Source organism: Variovorax sp. P1_H2, assembly GCF_056405295.1.
In genome coordinates, this window is record NZ_JBFUCJ010000002.1 from 16,324 (window position 1) to 33,114 (window position 16,791).

Annotated in this window: 15 protein-coding genes; 14 read left to right on the forward strand and 1 reads right to left on the reverse strand. The window is 64.9% G+C overall.

The annotated features are described in order from the left end of the window. Positions 1 to 10 precede the first annotated feature (10 nt). Positions 11 to 781 carry an amino acid ABC transporter ATP-binding protein gene (locus tag AC1D2E_RS01245; RefSeq protein ID WP_478195707.1) on the forward strand — a complete coding sequence of 257 codons (771 nt, stop codon included), beginning with the start codon at positions 11 to 13 and terminating at the stop codon, positions 779 to 781. Positions 782 to 821: 40 nt separating this feature from the next. Next, positions 822 to 1,988, forward strand: a complete 1,167-nt coding sequence (locus AC1D2E_RS01250) for a dihydrodipicolinate synthase family protein (RefSeq protein WP_478195708.1) — start codon at positions 822 to 824, stop codon at positions 1,986 to 1,988. A gap of 25 nt (positions 1,989 to 2,013) precedes the next feature. Here the strand turns inward: AC1D2E_RS01250 and AC1D2E_RS01255 are convergent, their stop codons facing one another. Beyond that, the gene (locus AC1D2E_RS01255) at positions 2,014 to 3,030 is read right to left on the reverse strand and encodes a LacI family DNA-binding transcriptional regulator (RefSeq protein WP_478195814.1); all 1,017 of its coding nucleotides are present in this window, start codon (positions 3,028 to 3,030) and stop codon (positions 2,014 to 2,016) included. A gap of 104 nt (positions 3,031 to 3,134) precedes the next feature. On the opposite strand from AC1D2E_RS01255, the gene AC1D2E_RS01260 reads away from it, so the two are divergent. The 12 genes from AC1D2E_RS01260 (at position 3,135) to AC1D2E_RS01315 (ending at position 16,787) form a co-directional block, all read left to right on the forward strand. Then, positions 3,135 to 4,157 carry a Gfo/Idh/MocA family protein gene (locus tag AC1D2E_RS01260; RefSeq protein ID WP_478195709.1) on the forward strand — a complete coding sequence of 341 codons (1,023 nt, stop codon included), beginning with the start codon at positions 3,135 to 3,137 and terminating at the stop codon, positions 4,155 to 4,157. Positions 4,158 to 4,165: 8 nt separating this feature from the next. Further along, positions 4,166 to 5,761, forward strand: coding sequence for an acyl CoA:acetate/3-ketoacid CoA transferase (locus AC1D2E_RS01265; RefSeq protein WP_478195710.1), 1,596 nt, complete (start codon positions 4,166 to 4,168; stop codon positions 5,759 to 5,761). Continuing rightward, the gene (locus tag AC1D2E_RS01270) at positions 5,754 to 6,533 is read left to right on the forward strand and encodes an enoyl-CoA hydratase/isomerase family protein (protein WP_478195711.1); all 780 of its coding nucleotides are present in this window, start codon (positions 5,754 to 5,756) and stop codon (positions 6,531 to 6,533) included. The genes AC1D2E_RS01265 and AC1D2E_RS01270 overlap by 8 nt, the downstream gene beginning before the upstream one ends. Positions 6,534 to 6,556: 23 nt before the next feature. After that, a complete protein-coding gene (locus AC1D2E_RS01275; protein ID WP_478195712.1) occupies positions 6,557 to 8,068 on the forward strand; it encodes an aldehyde dehydrogenase family protein in 1,512 nt (503 codons plus the stop codon). 20 nt (positions 8,069 to 8,088) lie between these two features. Continuing rightward, on the forward strand, positions 8,089 to 9,333 hold the full coding sequence (locus AC1D2E_RS01280; protein WP_478195713.1) for an ABC transporter substrate-binding protein: 1,245 nt from the start codon (positions 8,089 to 8,091) through the stop codon (positions 9,331 to 9,333). A gap of 61 nt (positions 9,334 to 9,394) precedes the next feature. Further along, positions 9,395 to 10,261 (forward strand): carbohydrate ABC transporter permease, encoded by an 867-nt coding sequence (locus tag AC1D2E_RS01285; protein WP_478177332.1) that lies wholly within the window; start codon positions 9,395 to 9,397, stop codon positions 10,259 to 10,261. Then, complete coding sequence (locus AC1D2E_RS01290) at positions 10,254 to 11,162, forward strand: carbohydrate ABC transporter permease (RefSeq protein ID WP_478177333.1); 909 nt, start codon at positions 10,254 to 10,256, stop codon at positions 11,160 to 11,162. Before AC1D2E_RS01285 ends, AC1D2E_RS01290 begins: the two co-directional genes overlap by 8 nt. 26 nt (positions 11,163 to 11,188) lie before the next feature. After that, a complete protein-coding gene (locus AC1D2E_RS01295; protein WP_478195714.1) occupies positions 11,189 to 12,310 on the forward strand; it encodes an ABC transporter ATP-binding protein in 1,122 nt (373 codons plus the stop codon). A 26-nt stretch (positions 12,311 to 12,336) separates the two neighbouring features. Then, complete coding sequence (locus AC1D2E_RS01300; RefSeq protein WP_478195715.1) at positions 12,337 to 13,839, forward strand: GMC oxidoreductase; 1,503 nt, start codon at positions 12,337 to 12,339, stop codon at positions 13,837 to 13,839. Beyond that, entirely contained in the window at positions 13,836 to 14,603 is a 768-nt protein-coding gene (locus AC1D2E_RS01305; protein WP_478195716.1) for a 3-ketoacyl-ACP reductase, read from the forward strand. The genes AC1D2E_RS01300 and AC1D2E_RS01305 overlap by 4 nt, the downstream gene beginning before the upstream one ends. After that, positions 14,600 to 16,219 (forward strand): GMC family oxidoreductase, encoded by a 1,620-nt coding sequence (locus AC1D2E_RS01310; protein ID WP_478195717.1) that lies wholly within the window; start codon positions 14,600 to 14,602, stop codon positions 16,217 to 16,219. Before AC1D2E_RS01305 ends, AC1D2E_RS01310 begins: the two co-directional genes overlap by 4 nt. Before the next feature lie 76 nt (positions 16,220 to 16,295). Next, a complete protein-coding gene (locus tag AC1D2E_RS01315) occupies positions 16,296 to 16,787 on the forward strand; it encodes a heme-degrading domain-containing protein (protein ID WP_478195718.1) in 492 nt (163 codons plus the stop codon). The last annotated feature ends 4 nt before the right edge of the window (positions 16,788 to 16,791 follow it).

Genomic DNA, 16,791 nt, shown 5'->3' on the forward strand with positions numbered 1-16,791 from the left:
TGGCAACCCCATGAGCACCGAACCCATCATCCGGATCGAGAAGGCCAACAAGTGGTTTGGGCAGTTCCAGGTCCTGACCGAAGTCGACCTGGAGGTCCGCGCGGGCGAGCGGATCGTCGTTTGCGGGCCCTCGGGGTCGGGCAAGTCCACACTCATTCGCTGCATCAATCACCTGGAAAAGATCGAGGAGGGCCGCATCGTGGTGGACGGCATCGAACTCACCGGACATCGGCGGAGGAATGTGGATGCGGTTCGCCGTGAAGTTGGCATGGTGTTCCAGCAGTTCAACCTGTTCCCCCATCTGACCGTGCTGCAGAACTGCACGCTGTCACCGATGCATTCGCGCGGCGTTTCGCGCGACGAGGCCGAGGCGACGGCAATGAAGTACCTGGAACGGGTGCGGATTCCCGATCAGGCGCACAAGCATCCAAGCCAGCTTTCCGGGGGGCAACAACAGCGCGTGGCGATCGCGCGGGCGCTGTGCATGAATCCGAAGATCATGCTGTTCGACGAGCCGACCTCCGCGCTGGATCCGGAGATGGTGAAGGAAGTGCTCGACACGATGATCGGCCTGGCGGACGACGGCATGACGATGATTTGTGTGACCCACGAAATGGGCTTCGCGCGTCAAGTCGCAGACCGGGTCATCTTCATGGCCGAAGGCCGCGTGCTGGAAGAGGCACCCCCACAGGCCTTCTTCGGCCGCCCTGAGCACCCGAAGCTGAAGGCCTTTCTCGGACAGATTCTCAGTTCGGCCGAGCAGCAGCCGGCACTGCACTGACGGCGCCTCCGTCGTCAACTCCCCAACCCCTGGAGAAATCATGAAAATCCGACTTCCGCAATCCGATGGCGCTCTGATGAACTACACGGTCATCGGCGAGCCCGTTGCACCACAGGGCACCGCGCCGGCATTCAACCGCACTGTCTATGCTGCCGCCCACGTCGTCGTCGATCCGATCGCCACGGTGGATCCATGGGACGCGTCGCCGCGCGTCGACTGGGACACCACGCTTGCGTTTCGAGAGCACTTGTACCGCTTGGGCTTCAAGGTCGCTGAAGCAATGGACACGGCCCAGCGCGGCATGGGGGTCGATTGGCCTGTCGCTCGCGAACTGATTCAGCGCAGTTTGCGTCATGCCCGCACGATCCCTGGGGCCGACCTGGCGTGCGGGGTGGGCACCGACCAACTCGCCATCGGCGCCGAGATCACGCTCGCCGACGTCGAGGCGGCCTACAGGGAGCAACTGTCGGTGGTCGAAGCCGAGGGCGGGCGCGCCATCCTCATGTGCAGCCGTGCGCTGGCCCGCTGCGCCAAGGGGCCGGAGGACTACCTGTCGCTTTATGGGCGCCTTCTGCGCGACACGTCGCAGCCCGTCATCCTCCACTGGCTCGGCGAGATGTTCGACCCGGCGCTGCGCGGCTATTGGGGCAGCGCAGATCTGGCCAGCGCGCTGGACACGGTGGCGGCGTTGATTCGTGACAACGCGAAACATGTCGAGGGCATCAAGGTCTCGTTGCTGGACGCAAAGTGGGAGCTCGAGCTTCGTCGCCGGCTGCCCGAAGGCGTGAAGATGTATACCGGCGACGACTTCAATTACGCCGAATTGATCGCGGGCGATGCCTCCGGCCATTCGCATGGGCTGCTCGGAATCTTCGATCCCATTGCGCCGGTCGCGGCCGTTGCGCTCGGTGAACTCGGCAAGGGCAAACCCGAACGTTTCCGTGCCCTCCTTGATCCCACCGTGGCGCTGTCGCGCGAGATCTTCCGCGCGCCAACGCGACACTACAAGGCGGGCGTCGTGTTCCTGGCCTGGCTCAACGGCCATCAGCAGCACTTCTCGATGGCCGGTGGTGCGCAATCCGCGCGCGGTGCCGTGCACTTTGCCAAGGTCTTCGAGTTGGCCGACCAGAGCGGCGTGCTGGCCGACCCCGAGTTGGCCTGCCAGCGCATGAAGTCCTACCTTGAGGTCGCATGTGGCGTGAACTGACGCGGCGCCGTCGGGCCCCAGGCGCCTAGCCGGACTGCCTCAGCACCAATTGGGGTCGCGCCAGGAATGTCTGGCGGGCCCGACCCGGGACCCGGATGCGCTCGAGGAGGATCTCCGCAGCGTGAGCGCCCAGTTCCGCGGGGCGGACGTCGACCGTACTCAGGGGAGGATTCGAGTGCGCCGCGTCCTGGACGTTGTCGAATCCCATCAGGGCGAAGTCGACGCCGGCCCGCATGCCTCGTTCGCCCAGTGCCGAGAGCGCCCCGAAGGCGACGACGTCGTTGTAGCAAATCGCTGCGGTCGGCCGCGGCGTCCTGTCGAGCAAGGCATTCATCGTCTCGTAGCCGCCTTGCCGGGTGGGCTTCGTCGCCACGAGCCAGTTGTCGTTGAACAGGACATCGCGCTCGGCCAATGCCGCCCGGAAGCCCCTCAGTCGCTGCTCGAGCACCACGCCCGTCAGGCCGCCGAGGAACCCGATGCGTCGGTGCCCCGCATCCAGCAGGTGCCTGGTGGCCGCGTAGACGCCCCGCTCGTTGTCGGCGCCGGCGAAATCGTATCGACCGGGACCCAGCGTGCGAATCATGACAACCAGGGGAATCGACCAGGACTGCACTTCCTTGGGGAATGTGCGAGGGGTCCCGTAGGCCGGGCACAGCACCAGGCCGGCGGCCCCTTGTTCGCGCATCGTGCGCATGACCTGTGTCTGCCGATCCAGGTCTTCGTTGGTGTGCGCCATCAGCACGACATGGCCGGCCTCGACCAGCGTGCGCTCGACGGCGACGAGGATCTCCGCGAAGAAGGGGTTGGCGAGATCGTTGACGACGACGCCGATGGTCCTGGACGAGCGGCCGCGCAGTTCTCCGGCGCGTCGGTTGTAGACATAGCCAAGCTGGCGCGCCGCTGCCCGGACACGCTCGGCCGTCTCGACGGGAATCAGCGGGCTCGCCTTGAGAACCAACGAAACGGTCGATTTGGAGACCTTCGCGACTGCCGCGACGTCGAGGATCGTGATCGCCCTGGATGACTCTGATCTGTCCATGATTTAGGTGTTTTCCCTAGCTCGGCACGCAATGGCTTGATCTTTTACTGGAACGTTCCAATAATTCATTCAACCGTTCCAATGAATGTACCGCAATGGAGACAAAAGTGGACAACAAGACGCAGACTGGCTGGGGCTTGATCGGTGCCAGCACCATCGCCGCCGAGCACATGATCGATGCGATTCGCGCGCAGCCCGGGCATGAGGTCGTCGCCGTGATGAGCAGCAGCGCCGAGCGTGCGAGGACATTCGCGACCCGGCACGGAATTGCGGGCGCCCACGATGCCGTGGCGTCATTGCTTGCGGATCCGGCCGTGCAAGTCGTGTATGTCAGCACGACCAACGAACTGCATGCCGAGCAGGTCATTGCGGCTGCCGCGGCGGGCAAGCATGTGCTGTGCGAGAAGCCGCTTGCGCTGAAGCTCGACGATGCGCTGCGAATGGTCCGGGCCTGCGCCGCGGCGGGCGTGGTCATGGCGACCAACCATCACCTGAGAAACGCGGCCACTCACCGCAAGCTGCGGGAGCTGGTCCAGGGAGGCGCCATTGGCCGACCGCTGTTCGCGCGGGTCTTCCATGCGGTCTACCTGCCCGTGCACCTGCAGGGATGGCGCATCGAAAAACCGTCCGCAGGCGGTGGGGTCATCCTCGACATCGCGGTGCATGACGCAGACACCTTGAGATTCATCCTCGACGCCGAACCGACCGAAGCCGTCGGCATGTCGCAATCCGCCGCCCTGGCGCGCGAAGGCCTCGAAGACGGCGCGATGGCTGTTCTGCGTTTCGACAACGGCGTGCTGGCGCAACTGCACGATGCCTTCACCACGCCCTTTGCCGGAACAGGCATCGAGATCCACGGCGACAAGGGCTCCGTCTTCGGGCGCAACGTGATGACGCAGCGCGCGGTGGGCGAAGTGCTGCTGCGCGACGCGCAAGGCGAGCGCGCCATCGAAGTCCGGCACGAAAACCTGTACGCCCGCGGGGTCGCTCGCTTCTGCGACGCGCTCCGTGGCGAGGGAGCGCCGGCCGCCACCGCCGTCGACGGGCTTCGTTCCCTTGCCACCGCCCTGGCGATCGCCGAGGCCTGCCACACCGGGGGGACGGTTCGCGTCGCCACCACTCAAGTCTAGGAGTTCCCATGAAGAAAGTGATCACCGCCGAACAGGCGGCCGCCCTGATTCGCACCGGAGACGTGGTCAGCATCAGTTCGTCGAGCGGCCTCGGCTGCCCCGACAAGGTATTGGCGGCGCTCGGCGCACGGTTCGACAAGGAAGGTCAACCGCGCGATCTGACAACGTTGAATCCGATCGCCGCCGGCGACATGTACGGCATCAAGGGCATCGACCACATCGCCAAGCCGGGGCTGCTGTCCCGCGTGCTGGCGGGGTCCTACCCCAGCGGTCCGTCCTCGTTGCCGATGCCGGCCATCTGGCGCATGGTGGTCGACAACCAGATCGAGGCCTACAACATCCCGAGCGGCATCCTTTACGACATGCACCGCGACGCCGCAGCCAGGCGCCCCGGCGTGCTGACCAAGGTCGGGCTCGGAACCTTCGTCGATCCGGATCAGCAAGGCTGCGCGATGAACGCAGCGGCGGCGGCACATCCTGTTGTCCGCAAGGAGAGCTTCGACGGTCAGGAGTGGCTCTACTTTCCCGCCATTGCGCCGCAGGTTGCCATCATCCGTGCCACCACCGCCGACGAGCATGGCAACCTGAGCTACGAGCACGAGGGGGCCCTGCTGGGGGGCCTGGACCAGGCGCTCGCTGCGCGGAACAATGGCGGCATCGTGATCGCCCAGGTCAAGCGCGTCGTGAAGGAGGGCAGCCTGCGCCCGCACGATGTGCACGTGCCGCGCAACCTGGTGGACTACATCGTGGTCGACCCGGACCAGTGGCAGACCACCCAGACGCCCTACGATCCGGCCATCAGTGGCGAGATCGCCCAGCCGCTCGCGACCTTCGAGCCGCAGGCCTGGGGGGCCGAGAAGGTGATTTCGCGCCGCGCGGCCATGGAGCTGGCGCACGGCCACGCAGTGAATCTCGGCTTCGGCATCTCCGCCAATGTGCCGCGTGTCCTTCTCGAAGAAGGGCTGCACGGCGAGGTGACCTGGGCGATCGAGCAGGGCGCGATCGGCGGCATGCCTCTGCTCGGCTTCGCCTTCGGATGCGCATCGAACGCCGACGCGATCATGGCCTCGCCGAACCAGTTCACCTATTTCCAGGGCGGTGGCTTCGACGTGACCTTGCTGTCGTTCCTCCAGGTCGATCGCAATGGGAGCGTGAATGTCTCCAAGCTGGGATCGAAGCCCTACCTGACCGCCGGTTGCGGCGGCTTGGTCGACATCACCTCCCACGCCAGGCGCATCGTGTTTTCTGGCTTCTTCACAGCCGGTGCCAAGCTCGAGGTGGGCGACGGCAAGCTGACGATCCTCCAGGAGGGCAAGACGCGGAAGTTCGTGGAGTCTGCCGAGCACATCACCTACAGCGGCGTGATCGGCCGCCAACGCGGACAACGCGTGACCTACGTGACGGAGCGCTGCGTGATCGACCTGGAGGATGACGCCCTGGTGGTGCGGGAGATCGCGCCCGGCATCGACCTCCAGCGCGACGTGCTGGACCAGGCAGACATCCCGTTGCGCGTCGCCGACGACCTTCGACGGATGGACGCCGCTCTGTTTCGCGATGCGCCCTTCGGTCTGAAGCTCAAGGCAGAGGAGCTGCGTCGTGGCTGATTCCCTGGTCCTTCTCGAGCGCGAGGGGTCCGTGGCGACGGTCACGTTGAACCGGCCGGCGAAACTGAATTCATTGACGCCTTCGATGCTCGACGCGCTCGAGAGCGCGGCGCGGGAGCTCGATGCCGATGCTGGCGTGCGGGTCGTGATCCTCGTGGGCGGAGGCGAGAAGGCGTTCTGCGTGGGTGCCGACATCAACGAGTGGGCGGCACTCCAGCCTTTGGACATGTGGCGCCGATGGGTGCGTCGCGGCCATCAGGTCTTCGACCAGTGGGCGCGCTTGCGCCAGCCCGTCATCTGCGCGATCAACGGACACGCGTTTGGCGGCGGCCTCGAGCTCGCCATCACGGCTGACATTCGCATCGCTGCGGCGCAGGCGCAGTTCGCGCTGCCCGAGGCGTCGATCGCCACCTGCCCTGGCTGGTCGGGTACGCAGCGACTGGTGCAGTTGGTGGGCGCCAGCCGCGCCAAGTACCTGGCGCTGAGCGGGATCCGGCAGTCGTCCGCCGACGCCTTGGCTGCAGGGCTCGTTCACGAGGTGCTGCCGGTGGCCGAGCTCAGGCGCCGCGCGAGCGCACTGGCACGTGAGATGGCGGCCAAGGCGCCTGTTTCGCTGCAGCTGACAAAGCAACTGATCAACGCCGCCGCCGGCGAAGACGCTGCCGCCACGCTGGAGGCCATGGCCGGCGCGCTGGCCGCATCCACCGAGGACGCCGCAGAGGGCATCCGCAGCTTCAAAGAAAAACGCTCACCCAGCTACCTGGGCCGCTGATCTTCCATCCACCGGAAACACCCATGCGTACTTCCACAGTCTCCCCCCAAGCCGATGCGCTGAGCCGCGCGCCATTCCAGGGCAAACTCCTCATCGACGGTGCCTGGGTCGATGCCGCAGATGGCGCCACGCTGGAGCGCAACTCGCCCGCCCATGACACGCTGGTGGCTGTCTACGCGCAGGCTGGCGTCGTCGATGCCGAACGGGCCATCGGCGCCGCACGCAAGGCGTTCGACCAAGGTCCGTGGCCGCACATGAAGGGCGCCGAGCGCGCCCGCGTGCTGCGCGCCGTGGCCGACGGCATCCTTGCTCGCAAGCACGACCTGGCGCTGATGGAAACGCTCGAGAACGGCAAGCCGATTGCCCAGTCGCTCGCCGAGATCGAAGGCGCAGCCGACCTCTGGCACTACGCGGCGACACTGGCGCGCAACCTGCACGGCGACAGCTACAACACGCTCGGCGAGAAGACGCTCGGCATCGTACTGCGCGAACCGATCGGCGTGGTCAGCGTCATCACGCCCTGGAACTTCCCGTTTCTGATCGTCAGCCAGAAGCTGCCGTTTGCCCTGGCGGCCGGCTGCACGGCCGTCGTGAAGCCGGCCGAGGTGACCTCCGGCACGACCGTGATGCTCGGCGAGATCCTGCAGGCCGCCGGCCTGCCGGACGGGGTCGTGAACATCCTGGTCGGCCGTGGCAGCGTGGTGGGCGAGGTGCTGGTGACCCATCCGGATGTCGACATGCTGTCTTTCACCGGGTCCACCGCCATCGGCAAGCAGGCCGTTGCGAAGTCCGCCCAGACCTTGAAGAAGGTCTCGATGGAGCTGGGCGGCAAGAACCCGCAGATCATCTTTCCAGACTGCGATTGGGACGCAGCCGTCGACGCGGCCGTGTTCGGCATCTACTTCAACGCCGGCCAGTGCTGCAACAGCGGAAGCCGCATCCTGGTGCACGAAGCGATTGCCGAGCGTTTCACGGCTGCGGTGGTCGAGCGCTCCAAGCGCGTCAAAGTGGGTGACCCGCTGACACCCGGCATGCAGGTCGGCGCGATCACGACAGACAAGCAGCTCGAGACGATCCTGTCGCACGTCGAGGGCGCTCGCCGCGGCGGCGCCACCATTGCCCTCGGTGGCGCACGGATGGACATGACCGGCATGTACGTGGAACCGACTGTCGTGACCGGCGTCACCCGCGACATGGCCATCGCCAAGGAGGAAGTCTTCGGCCCGGTGCTGGCGGTCCTGAGCTTCAAGAACCTGGACCAGGCCGTCGAGTTGGCCAACAGCACGCTCTATGGCCTGTCGGCTGCCGTCTGGAGCCAGGACTTCAGCACCTGCCTCAGTGCGGCGCGCCGCATCAAGGCCGGCACGGTCTGGGTCAACACCTTCCTCGAGGGCCACGCCGAGCTGCCCTTCGGCGGCTACCGCGAGAGCGGAATCGGCCGCGAACTCGGCCGCTTTGCGACCGAGGATTACACCGAAACCAAGACCCTGCACATGCATCTCGGTGAACGCACCGACTGGTACCTGTCCCGTTAATCACCACAAAGGAGACTTCCATGAAAAAGCAGCTCATCAGCATTGCGATCGTTGCAGCCGCGGCAATGCCGGCATTCGCCCAGAAGGAAAGCGTCGAGGTCCTCCATTGGTGGACCTCCGGCGGCGAAGCCTCGGCGCTCAACGTGCTCAAGACCAACCTCGAGAAGCAAGGCGTCACCTGGAACGACATGCCTGTCGCTGGCGGAGGCGGCGAAGCGGCCATGACTGCCGTGCGGGCACGCGTCACGGCCGGCAACCCGCCCACCGCTGTGCAGTTGCTCGGTTTCGACGTCCAGGATTGGGCGAAGCAGGGCGTGCTCGCCGACCTGAACGACCTGGCGGCCAAAGGCAATTGGGACAAGATCGTCCCGCCGCAACTGCAGAAGTTCGCCAAGTACAACGGCAAGTGGATCGCCGTCCCGGTCAACCTCCACACGACCAACTGGATCTGGGCCAACAAGGAGGTTCTTGCAAAGGCGGGCGTGACCACCGAACCCAAGGATTTCGACGAATTCATCGCCAGCGCCGAGAAGGTGCAGAAGGCCGGCTTCATTGCGATCGCTCACGGCGGCCAGCCGTGGCAGGACGCGACCGTCTTCGACAGCGTCGTCTTGTCGACGGGCGGTGTCGACTACTACAGGAAGGCGTTCATCGACCTGGATCCGAAGGCGCTGAACTCGCCGACCACGCTGAAGGTGTTCCAGCGCATGACGCAGATCCGCAAGCTGGTCGACAAGGACTTCTCGGGACGCGACTGGAACGTCGCTTCGGGCCTGGTCATCAGCGGCAAGGCCGGCTTCCAGATCATGGGTGACTGGGCCAAGGGCGAGTTCGTCAACGCCAAGAAGGTGCCAGGCAAGGACTTCGCGTGCTACCGCTTCCCGGGGACTCAGGGCTCCGCGTCGTTCAACACCGACAACTTCGCGATGTTCAAGTTGAGCGATCCGGCAAAGACCGCGGCACAGATGAAGATGGCCGCGGACGTCATGGACCCCTCGTTCCAGTCGTCGTTCAATGTCATCAAGGGCGCGGCGCCGGCGCGCAACGATGTGTCGGACGCCGCGTTCGACGAGTGCGGCAAGAAGGCGATCAAGGACGCGGCCGAAGCCAGCAAGAACAACACGCTGGTCGGCTCCATCGCGCACGGCCATGCGGTTCCGGCTTCGATGAAGAGTTCCTTCTACGATGTCATCACGCGTCATTTCAACGGCCAGATCGACGACAAGAAGGCCGTCGCGGAACTGCTGTCGGCCGCCAGGAACTGAGCGATCCGATCAACCCTTGACCTTCGGGTGATCTCCATCACCCGGCTATCGGAGCACTGCCATGAAAGCCGGTTACCTGCCGAAGTTGTTGTTCAGCCCCAGCGCGTTTCTCGTGCTGGTGTGCGTGTACGGCTACATCATGTTCACGATGTACCTGTCCTTCACCACGTCGACGATGATGCCGTCGTTCGAATGGGCGGGCACGGCCAACTACACGCGATTGCTCGGACTGGAGAACTGGCAGGTCTCCCTCGTCAACCTGGCGACCTTCGCGAGTCTCTACATCGTGATCGCCATGGCCTTGGGTCTCGGGCTGGCGATCCTGATCGACCAGAAGATCCGCTCCGAAAGCGTCTTCCGGTCCATCTTCCTCTACCCGATGGCACTGTCGTTCATCGTCACCGGTACGGCCTGGAAGTGGTTGCTGGACCCGGGCGTCGGGTTGGAGCGCTCGATCCATCTGCTGGGCTGGGAAAGCTTCTCCTTCACCTGGATCAAGGACAGCGAGATGGCGATCTACTGCGTGGTGATCGCCGCCGTGTGGCAGACCAGCGGATTCGTGATGGCGATGTTCCTCGCGGGACTGCGCGGCGTGGACACCGAGCAGGTCAACGCGGCCAAGGTGGACGGCGCGAAGACCTGGCAGATCTACCTGCGAATCATCCTGCCGCAGCTGGGCCCGGTGTTCGTCTCGGCCTTCGTGATCCTCGCGCACATGGCCATCAAGTCCTATGACCTGGTCATCGCCTTGACCAACGGCGGCCCGGGCCGCTCGACGTGGCTCCCGTCGGTGTTCATGTATCAGTACACGTTCACCCGCAACGAGATGGCCGTCGGTGCCGCGAGTTCGGTGCTGATGCTGGTGGCCATCGGTGCAGTGGTGCTTCCCTACCTCTTGAGCGAAATGCGGAAGGTCAAAAATGGCTAATGCAGCTACCCATGCCGCCGTGCATGTACACGGGGCCAGCGGGGTCCAGCCCAGGCTGGACATCGCGCGCATCGTCCTCTACGTCGTGCTGTTCCTGTGCGCCGTGGTCTTCCTGATGCCTGTCTATGTGATGGCGGTGAACTCGTTCAAGCCGCTCGACGAGATCCGAACCGGCAACATGATGTCCTTGCCTGTAGCCTGGACGATCGCGCCCTGGCTGAGCGCCTGGAGCACGGCGCAGATCGGGGTGCAACCGACCGGTCTGCGGCCCTTCTTCATCAATTCGTTTCTGCTCGTCATTCCCGCGGTGGTGCTGTCCACGCTGATCGGTGCCCTGAACGGCTACATCCTCACGCAGTTCAAGTTCCGCGGCGCGAACCTGATGTTTGCCGCCATGCTTTTCTCGGTCTTCATTCCGTTCCAGATCGTGCTGATCCCGATGGCGAAGACGCTCGGCTTCCTGGGGCTCGCGGGGACGGTCAAGGGCCTGATCTTCGTGAACACCGTGTACGGCATCGGCTTCACGACCCTTTTCTTCCGCAACTACTACGCGGCATTCCCGTCCGAGCTGATCCGCTCGGCCCGCATGGACGGTGCCGGCTTCTTTGGGGTGATGGGTCGGATCCTTCTGCCCAACAGCACGCCGATCATTGTGGTGACCGTGATCTGGCAGTTCACCAACATCTGGAACGAGTTCCTGTTCGGTGCGTCGTTCAGCGACTTCAGCTCTTATCCGCTCACGGTGGCATTGAACAACCTGGTGAACAGCAGCACCGGGGTCAAGGAATACAACGTTCACTTCGCCGGCGCGTTCATCGCGGCGATTCCCACGCTGGTGGTGTACCTCGTGTCCGGCAAGTACTTCGTCCGCGGCTTGATGGCCGGCTCGGTCAAGGGCTGAACGCCCACCCTCTTCAGGAGACATCCATGGCATCCCTCGATCTCGTCAACGTGCAGAAGAGCTTCGGCCCCGTCAAGATCCTGCACGACATCTCCATCGGCTTGCTCGACGGCGAGTTCCTCGTGCTCGTCGGCCCCTCCGGCTGCGGCAAGAGCACGCTGATGAACATCATCGCGGGGCTCGAAGAACCGACGAGCGGATCATTGAGCCTCCAGGGCCGCGACATCACGAATGTCGCGCCGGCGGAGCGAAACATCTCGATGGTGTTCCAGTCGTACGCGCTGTACCCGAACATGACCGTTGCGAAGAATATCGAGTTTCCGCTGGAGATGCGGAAGGTAGAGAAATCGGCGCGGGCCGAGCGTGTCAAGTCGGTTTCGAAGCTTCTTCAGATCGAGCATCTGCTCGATCGCAAACCACGCCAGCTCTCGGGCGGCCAGCGACAGCGCGTCGCCATCGGGCGCGCGCTCGCCCGGGAGCCGCAGTTGTACCTTTTCGACGAACCACTCTCGAATCTCGATGCGCAGCTTCGCGTGGACATGCGCACCGAGATCAAGAAACTGCATCAGCGACTGAAGGCGACGATCGTCTACGTGACCCACGACCAGATCGAGGCAATGACGCTGGCGACGAGGATCGCCGTGATGAAAGGCGGTGTGCTGCAGCAGCTCGGCACGCCGTACGAGGTCTACAACCGCCCGGCCAATACCTTCGTCGCCAGCTTCATGGGCTCTCCGCGCATGAATCTCGTCAAGGCGCGCATGGCCGTTGCGGACGGTGCCTCGAGCCTGATGATCCAGTCGGGCCAAAGTCCGCGTGTGAACATTCCGCTGCCGCCGCCCGTGAACTTGGCCGCGCTGCAGGCTTACGCTGGCCAGGAAGTCATCGCCGGGATTCGCGCCGAAGCCGTGAGCCTCGCGCGGGACGGCATGGTCGCCGGGCCGTTGCAGTGCTTTGTCGATGCCAGGGTGGAAGTCATCGAGCCGACCGGCGCGGATACGCTGGTGGTCCTGAACCTGGGGGGCAGCGAGTTCACCGTGCGCCTGGAGCCCGATGCACCGTTGAAGCCGGAGCAGAACGCGCGCTTCCTCATCGATCTGTCGAAGCTGGTGTGCTTCGACGCCAAGACCGAGATGCTGATTGCGTGACGGCCATGACAGCGCGCGATTACGACGTGGTGATCATCGGCTCCGGGGTCGGCGGCGGGGCCGTTGCCCGGCAATTGGCCGGCACCCGCGCGCGCGTCCTGATCCTGGAGCGTGGCCCTGTGCTGCCGCGCGAACCCGAGAACTGGAGCGCCGAGTCGGTGTTCGTCGACCTGCGCTACCGCAGCACGGAAACGTGGACGAGCGGCGCGCGTCGTTTCAGGCCGGGGCAATACTATTTCGTCGGCGGCCATACCAAGTTTTACGGCACCGCCATGTTCCGCTTCCGGGAGCGCGACTTTCTTGCGCACGATCTCGAAGATGGAGCCACACCAGCGTGGCCCATTGGCTATGAGGAGCTGGAGGCCTGGTATGGCCAGGCCGAGAATCTGTTCGGAGTGCGTGGACAGGCGGGAATCGACCCGACCGAGGCGCCACGCAGCGCGCCGTACGCGCATGCGCCCATTCCGCACGAGCCGATCCTGGCCGACATCGAGCGACGATTGAAGGCGCAGGGCCTGCATCCGTTCCCGATGCCGGCAGCAGTGGACTTGGGCCCCGGCGGTCGATGCCAGCGCTGCGGCACTTGCGATGCGTTCCCCTGCCGGATCGATGCCAAGGGGGATGCCGAGATGTGCCTGGTGCGCCCGGCGCTGTTGCAGCCGAACGTCGAGTTGCGCAGCGAGACGATGGTCGAGCGATTGATCACGGATCAGACCGGCCGGCGCATCGTGGCGGCGGAGATCCAGGAGCGGGGCCTGAGGTCGCGCATTCGTGCCGGCCTGTTCGTGCTCAGTGCGGGCGCAGTCAACTCCGCGGCCCTGTTGCAACGGTCTGCCAACGATCGCCATCCTCGCGGGCTGGCGAACTCCAGCGACGTGGTGGGTCGGCATTTCATGAACCACAACTGCACCGGCTTGATGGCCCTTCATCCGACCCGGCGCAACGACACCCGGTTTCCGAAGACGCTGTCGCTGAACGACTACTACTTCGGCGACGCCGACGAAGGTGGGAGCGGGCCGCCGCTCGGGAACCTGCAGCTGCTCGGCAAGTTGAGCGAGCCCATCCTGCGCGGGGCCATGCCCGCCTGGACGCCGCGCGCCGTGCGCCGGTGGTTGGCCTCGCACAGCGTCGATTGGTACGTGATGTCCGAAGATCTCCCGCACCGTGACAGCGCGGTGCGTGTCAACGCGGACGGCAGCGTCGACCTGCGCTGGCATCGGACCAACATGGGCGCGCATCGCAAGTGGGTGCGCAAGGCCGCCGGAATCATCCGGCGCACCGGCTATCCGATCGTGTTGACCAAGCCCTTCACGATGGACACGCCTTCGCACCAGTGCGGCACCGTGCGCTTCGGCCATGACCCGGCGACCTCGGCGCTCGATCCCTGGTGCAAGGCCTGGGATCACGACAACCTGTATGTGGTCGACGCGAGCTTCTTCCCCTCGTCGGCCGCGGTCAATCCGGCCCTGACCATCGCGGCCCAGGCGCTGCGGGTCGGCCACCATCTGCGTACGGAGGTTTTGCAATGAACACCCCAAGGCCTCTGGCCGTTGTGACCGGCGCCCGACGCGGCATTGGCGCGGGCATTGCGATCGAACTCGCCTCTCGCGGCTTCGACATCGCCCTGACGGACATCGATGCGAGCGGTGCCGAGCCCACGCTGGCCGGAATCGTCGAGCAAGGCGGGGAGGCCCGGATGTTCGAGTCGGACCTCGGCCGTGTCGAGGATCACGCGAGCGTGATAGCTCGCATCGTCGACTGGCGCGGCCCCATCTCTTGCCTCGTCAACAACGCCGGGATCCCCGCACCGAGCCGTGGCGACCTTCTGGACGTGACGACCGCGTCGTTCGACCGGGTGCTCGACGTCAACCTGCGCGGCACCTTCTTCTTCACGCAGGCCGTCGCACGCCACATGGTGGATACGCCGTCGCCGGGACCCCGCGCGATCGTCACCGTCTCTTCGGTCAGTGTCGAGATGGCCTCGGTCGAACGCGGCGAGTATTGCCTGTCGAAATCCGGCCTCGGCATGCTGACAAAGCTGTTCGCGCTGCGGCTGGCGCCCCTGGGCATCGGTGTCTTCGAGGTCCGCCCCGGCGTGATCCGAACGCCAATGACCGAGGGCGTGGCCGGCGCCTATGACCAACGGATCGCGGAGGGTCTCGTTCCCATGGGACGCTGGGGGTATCCAGAGGATGTGGCGCGCGCCGTGTCGGCGTTGGCCGGCGGACGGCTGGGCTTTTCAACCGGCAGCGTCGTGCATGTCGACGGCGCCCTTTCGATTCCAAGACTATGAGCACCGAGAGCTACGACTACATCATCACCGGCGGCGGTTCCGCGGGGTGCGTCTTGGCGAGCCGGCTGAGCGCCGACCCCTCCATCAGGGTGCTGCTGCTCGAGGCCGGCGGCTCCGACCGGCATCCTTTCTTCCATATGCCTGCCGGCTTTGCGAAGATGACCCGTGGCATCGGATCCTGGGGCTGGCACACCGTGCCTCAGAAGCACCTGAAGGACCGTGTGCTGCGCTTCACTCAGGCGAAGGTGATCGGCGGCGGTTCATCGATCAATGCGCAGCTGTATACGCGTGGCGCTGCGGCGGATTACGACGAGTGGGTGAGCGAGGAGGGCGCCAGAGGCTGGTCCTATCGCGACGTCCTGCCCTACTTCAAGCGGTCCGAGAACAACCAGCGATTCGCGAACGAATTCCACGCCTACGGCGGGCCTCTGGGCGTCTCCAACCCCATCAGCCCGTTGCCGATTTGCGAGGCCTTCTTTCAGGCAGGGCAGGAGCTCGGCATCCCCTTCAACCCCGACTTCAATGGTGCCAGGCAGGACGGGCTCGGCTACTACCAGCTCACGCAACTGAACGCGCGCCGTTCGTCGACATCGACGGGATTCCTCGACAAGCAGGTTCGGGCACGATCGAACCTCCGCGTGATGATGAACACGCGCGCGCTGCGCATCGTCACCGAGCGCGGTCGCGCCATTGGCGTCGAGATCGTGAGCGCCGACAACGCGAGGCCGCGCCTGATTCGGGCCGACCGGGAAGTCGTCGTTTCGTCCGGCGCCATCGGCTCTCCGAAGCTCCTGATGCAATCGGGGATCGGACCCGCCGACCACCTGCGTGCGGTCGGCGTGCCGGTGGTGCATGACCTGCCGGGTGTGGGGGGCAACCTGCAGGATCATCTGGACCTGTTCGTCATCGCGGAGTGCACCGGCGATCACACCTATGACAAGTTCAACAAGCCCCAGCATGCCGCGTTGGCGGGCCTGCAGTACTTGCTGCTCAAGACGGGGCCGGTCGCGTCGAGTCTCTTCGAGACCGGAGGCTTCTGGTACGTCGATCCGAACGGCAACGCGCGATCGCCCGACATCCAGTTTCACCTGGGCCTGGGGTCGGGTATCGAGGCGGGAATGGCGAAACTGCAGAATGCCGGAGTCACGCTCAATACGGCATACCTCCGGCCGCGTTCTCGCGGCACGGTGCGGCTCGCGAGCCAGGATCCCGCGGCTGCGCCGCTTCTGGATCCGAACTATTGGTCGGATCCCCACGACCGGGAGATGTCGATCAAGGGGCTGCGGCTGGCGCGCGAGATCCTGTCGCAGGCGGCAATGCACCGCTACGTTCAAACCGAGATCCTTCCAGGCACGCGCCTCTCGAGCGACCAGGACCTCTTCGACTATGCGTGTGCCAATGCGAAGACGGATCATCACCCCGTCGGTACCTGCCGGATAGGGCCCGAGAGCGACCCGGCAAGCGTCGTGTCCCCCGACTTGCGCGTGATAGGCATGCAAGGGCTGCGGGTCGTCGATGCTTCCGTCATGCCACGTGTTCCTTCGTGCAATACGAACGCGCCGACCATCATGGTCGCCGAGAAAGCCGTCGACCATATCCTCGGGCGCATTTCCTAGCGACATCCACTTCAACGAACGGCGCAGGATCGGGGGTGTCAGCAGTCCTGGTCGAGCAGTCAGCAAGGCGTATCGAATGAATATCGATCAAGATCTGGAGCGCATGGCTCAACAGGAACGGCGCCTTTGTCTCACCCACTTCGACAACGCCGTGGCTTGGGAACTGGGGACAAGGCTCCGGGCCCGTTGCGAAGCGGTCGGCGTGAACCTGACCATCGAGATTCGCCACGCGGGCGAGACGGTCTTTTTCTTTGCGATGCCGGGCACCCAGCCAGAGAACGCCGATTGGGCTCGACGCAAGCGCAACACGGTCGAGTTGCTCCAAAGAAGTTCTTACGCGGTCGGAAGATCACTCGAGAAGGAAGGTTTCTCGCTCGAGCAAGACAGTCGACTGCCGGTGCGCGACTATGCCGTTCACGGCGGCGGATTCCCAATTCGAGTGATCCATGGCAATTGCGTGGGTGCCGTCGCGGTTTCCGGCGCGCCGCAACGCCGGGACCATGCCATCGTTGTCGAGGTATTGGCCGAGATGTGCGGCGTTCCGCTCGGGGATGTCGCGCTCGATTGAAGAA

Bases quoted from the DNA above. Each gene is read 5' to 3' on its own strand.
- AC1D2E_RS01245 (WP_478195707.1), top strand. From the start codon at position 11: ATGAGCACCGAACCCATCATCCGGATCGAGAAGGCCAACAAGTGGTTT.
- AC1D2E_RS01250 (WP_478195708.1), top strand. From the start codon at position 822: ATGAAAATCCGACTTCCGCAATCCGATGGCGCTCTGATGAACTACACG.
- AC1D2E_RS01265 (WP_478195710.1), top strand. From the start codon at position 4,166: ATGAAGAAAGTGATCACCGCCGAACAGGCGGCCGCCCTGATTCGCACC.
- AC1D2E_RS01275 (WP_478195712.1), top strand. From the start codon at position 6,557: ATGCGTACTTCCACAGTCTCCCCCCAAGCCGATGCGCTGAGCCGCGCG.
- AC1D2E_RS01280 (WP_478195713.1), top strand. From the start codon at position 8,089: ATGAAAAAGCAGCTCATCAGCATTGCGATCGTTGCAGCCGCGGCAATG.
- AC1D2E_RS01285 (WP_478177332.1), top strand. From the start codon at position 9,395: ATGAAAGCCGGTTACCTGCCGAAGTTGTTGTTCAGCCCCAGCGCGTTT.
- AC1D2E_RS01290 (WP_478177333.1), top strand. From the start codon at position 10,254: ATGGCTAATGCAGCTACCCATGCCGCCGTGCATGTACACGGGGCCAGC.
- AC1D2E_RS01295 (WP_478195714.1), top strand. From the start codon at position 11,189: ATGGCATCCCTCGATCTCGTCAACGTGCAGAAGAGCTTCGGCCCCGTC.
- AC1D2E_RS01305 (WP_478195716.1), top strand. From the start codon at position 13,836: ATGAACACCCCAAGGCCTCTGGCCGTTGTGACCGGCGCCCGACGCGGC.
- AC1D2E_RS01310 (WP_478195717.1), top strand. From the start codon at position 14,600: ATGAGCACCGAGAGCTACGACTACATCATCACCGGCGGCGGTTCCGCG.
- AC1D2E_RS01315 (WP_478195718.1), top strand. From the start codon at position 16,296: ATGAATATCGATCAAGATCTGGAGCGCATGGCTCAACAGGAACGGCGC.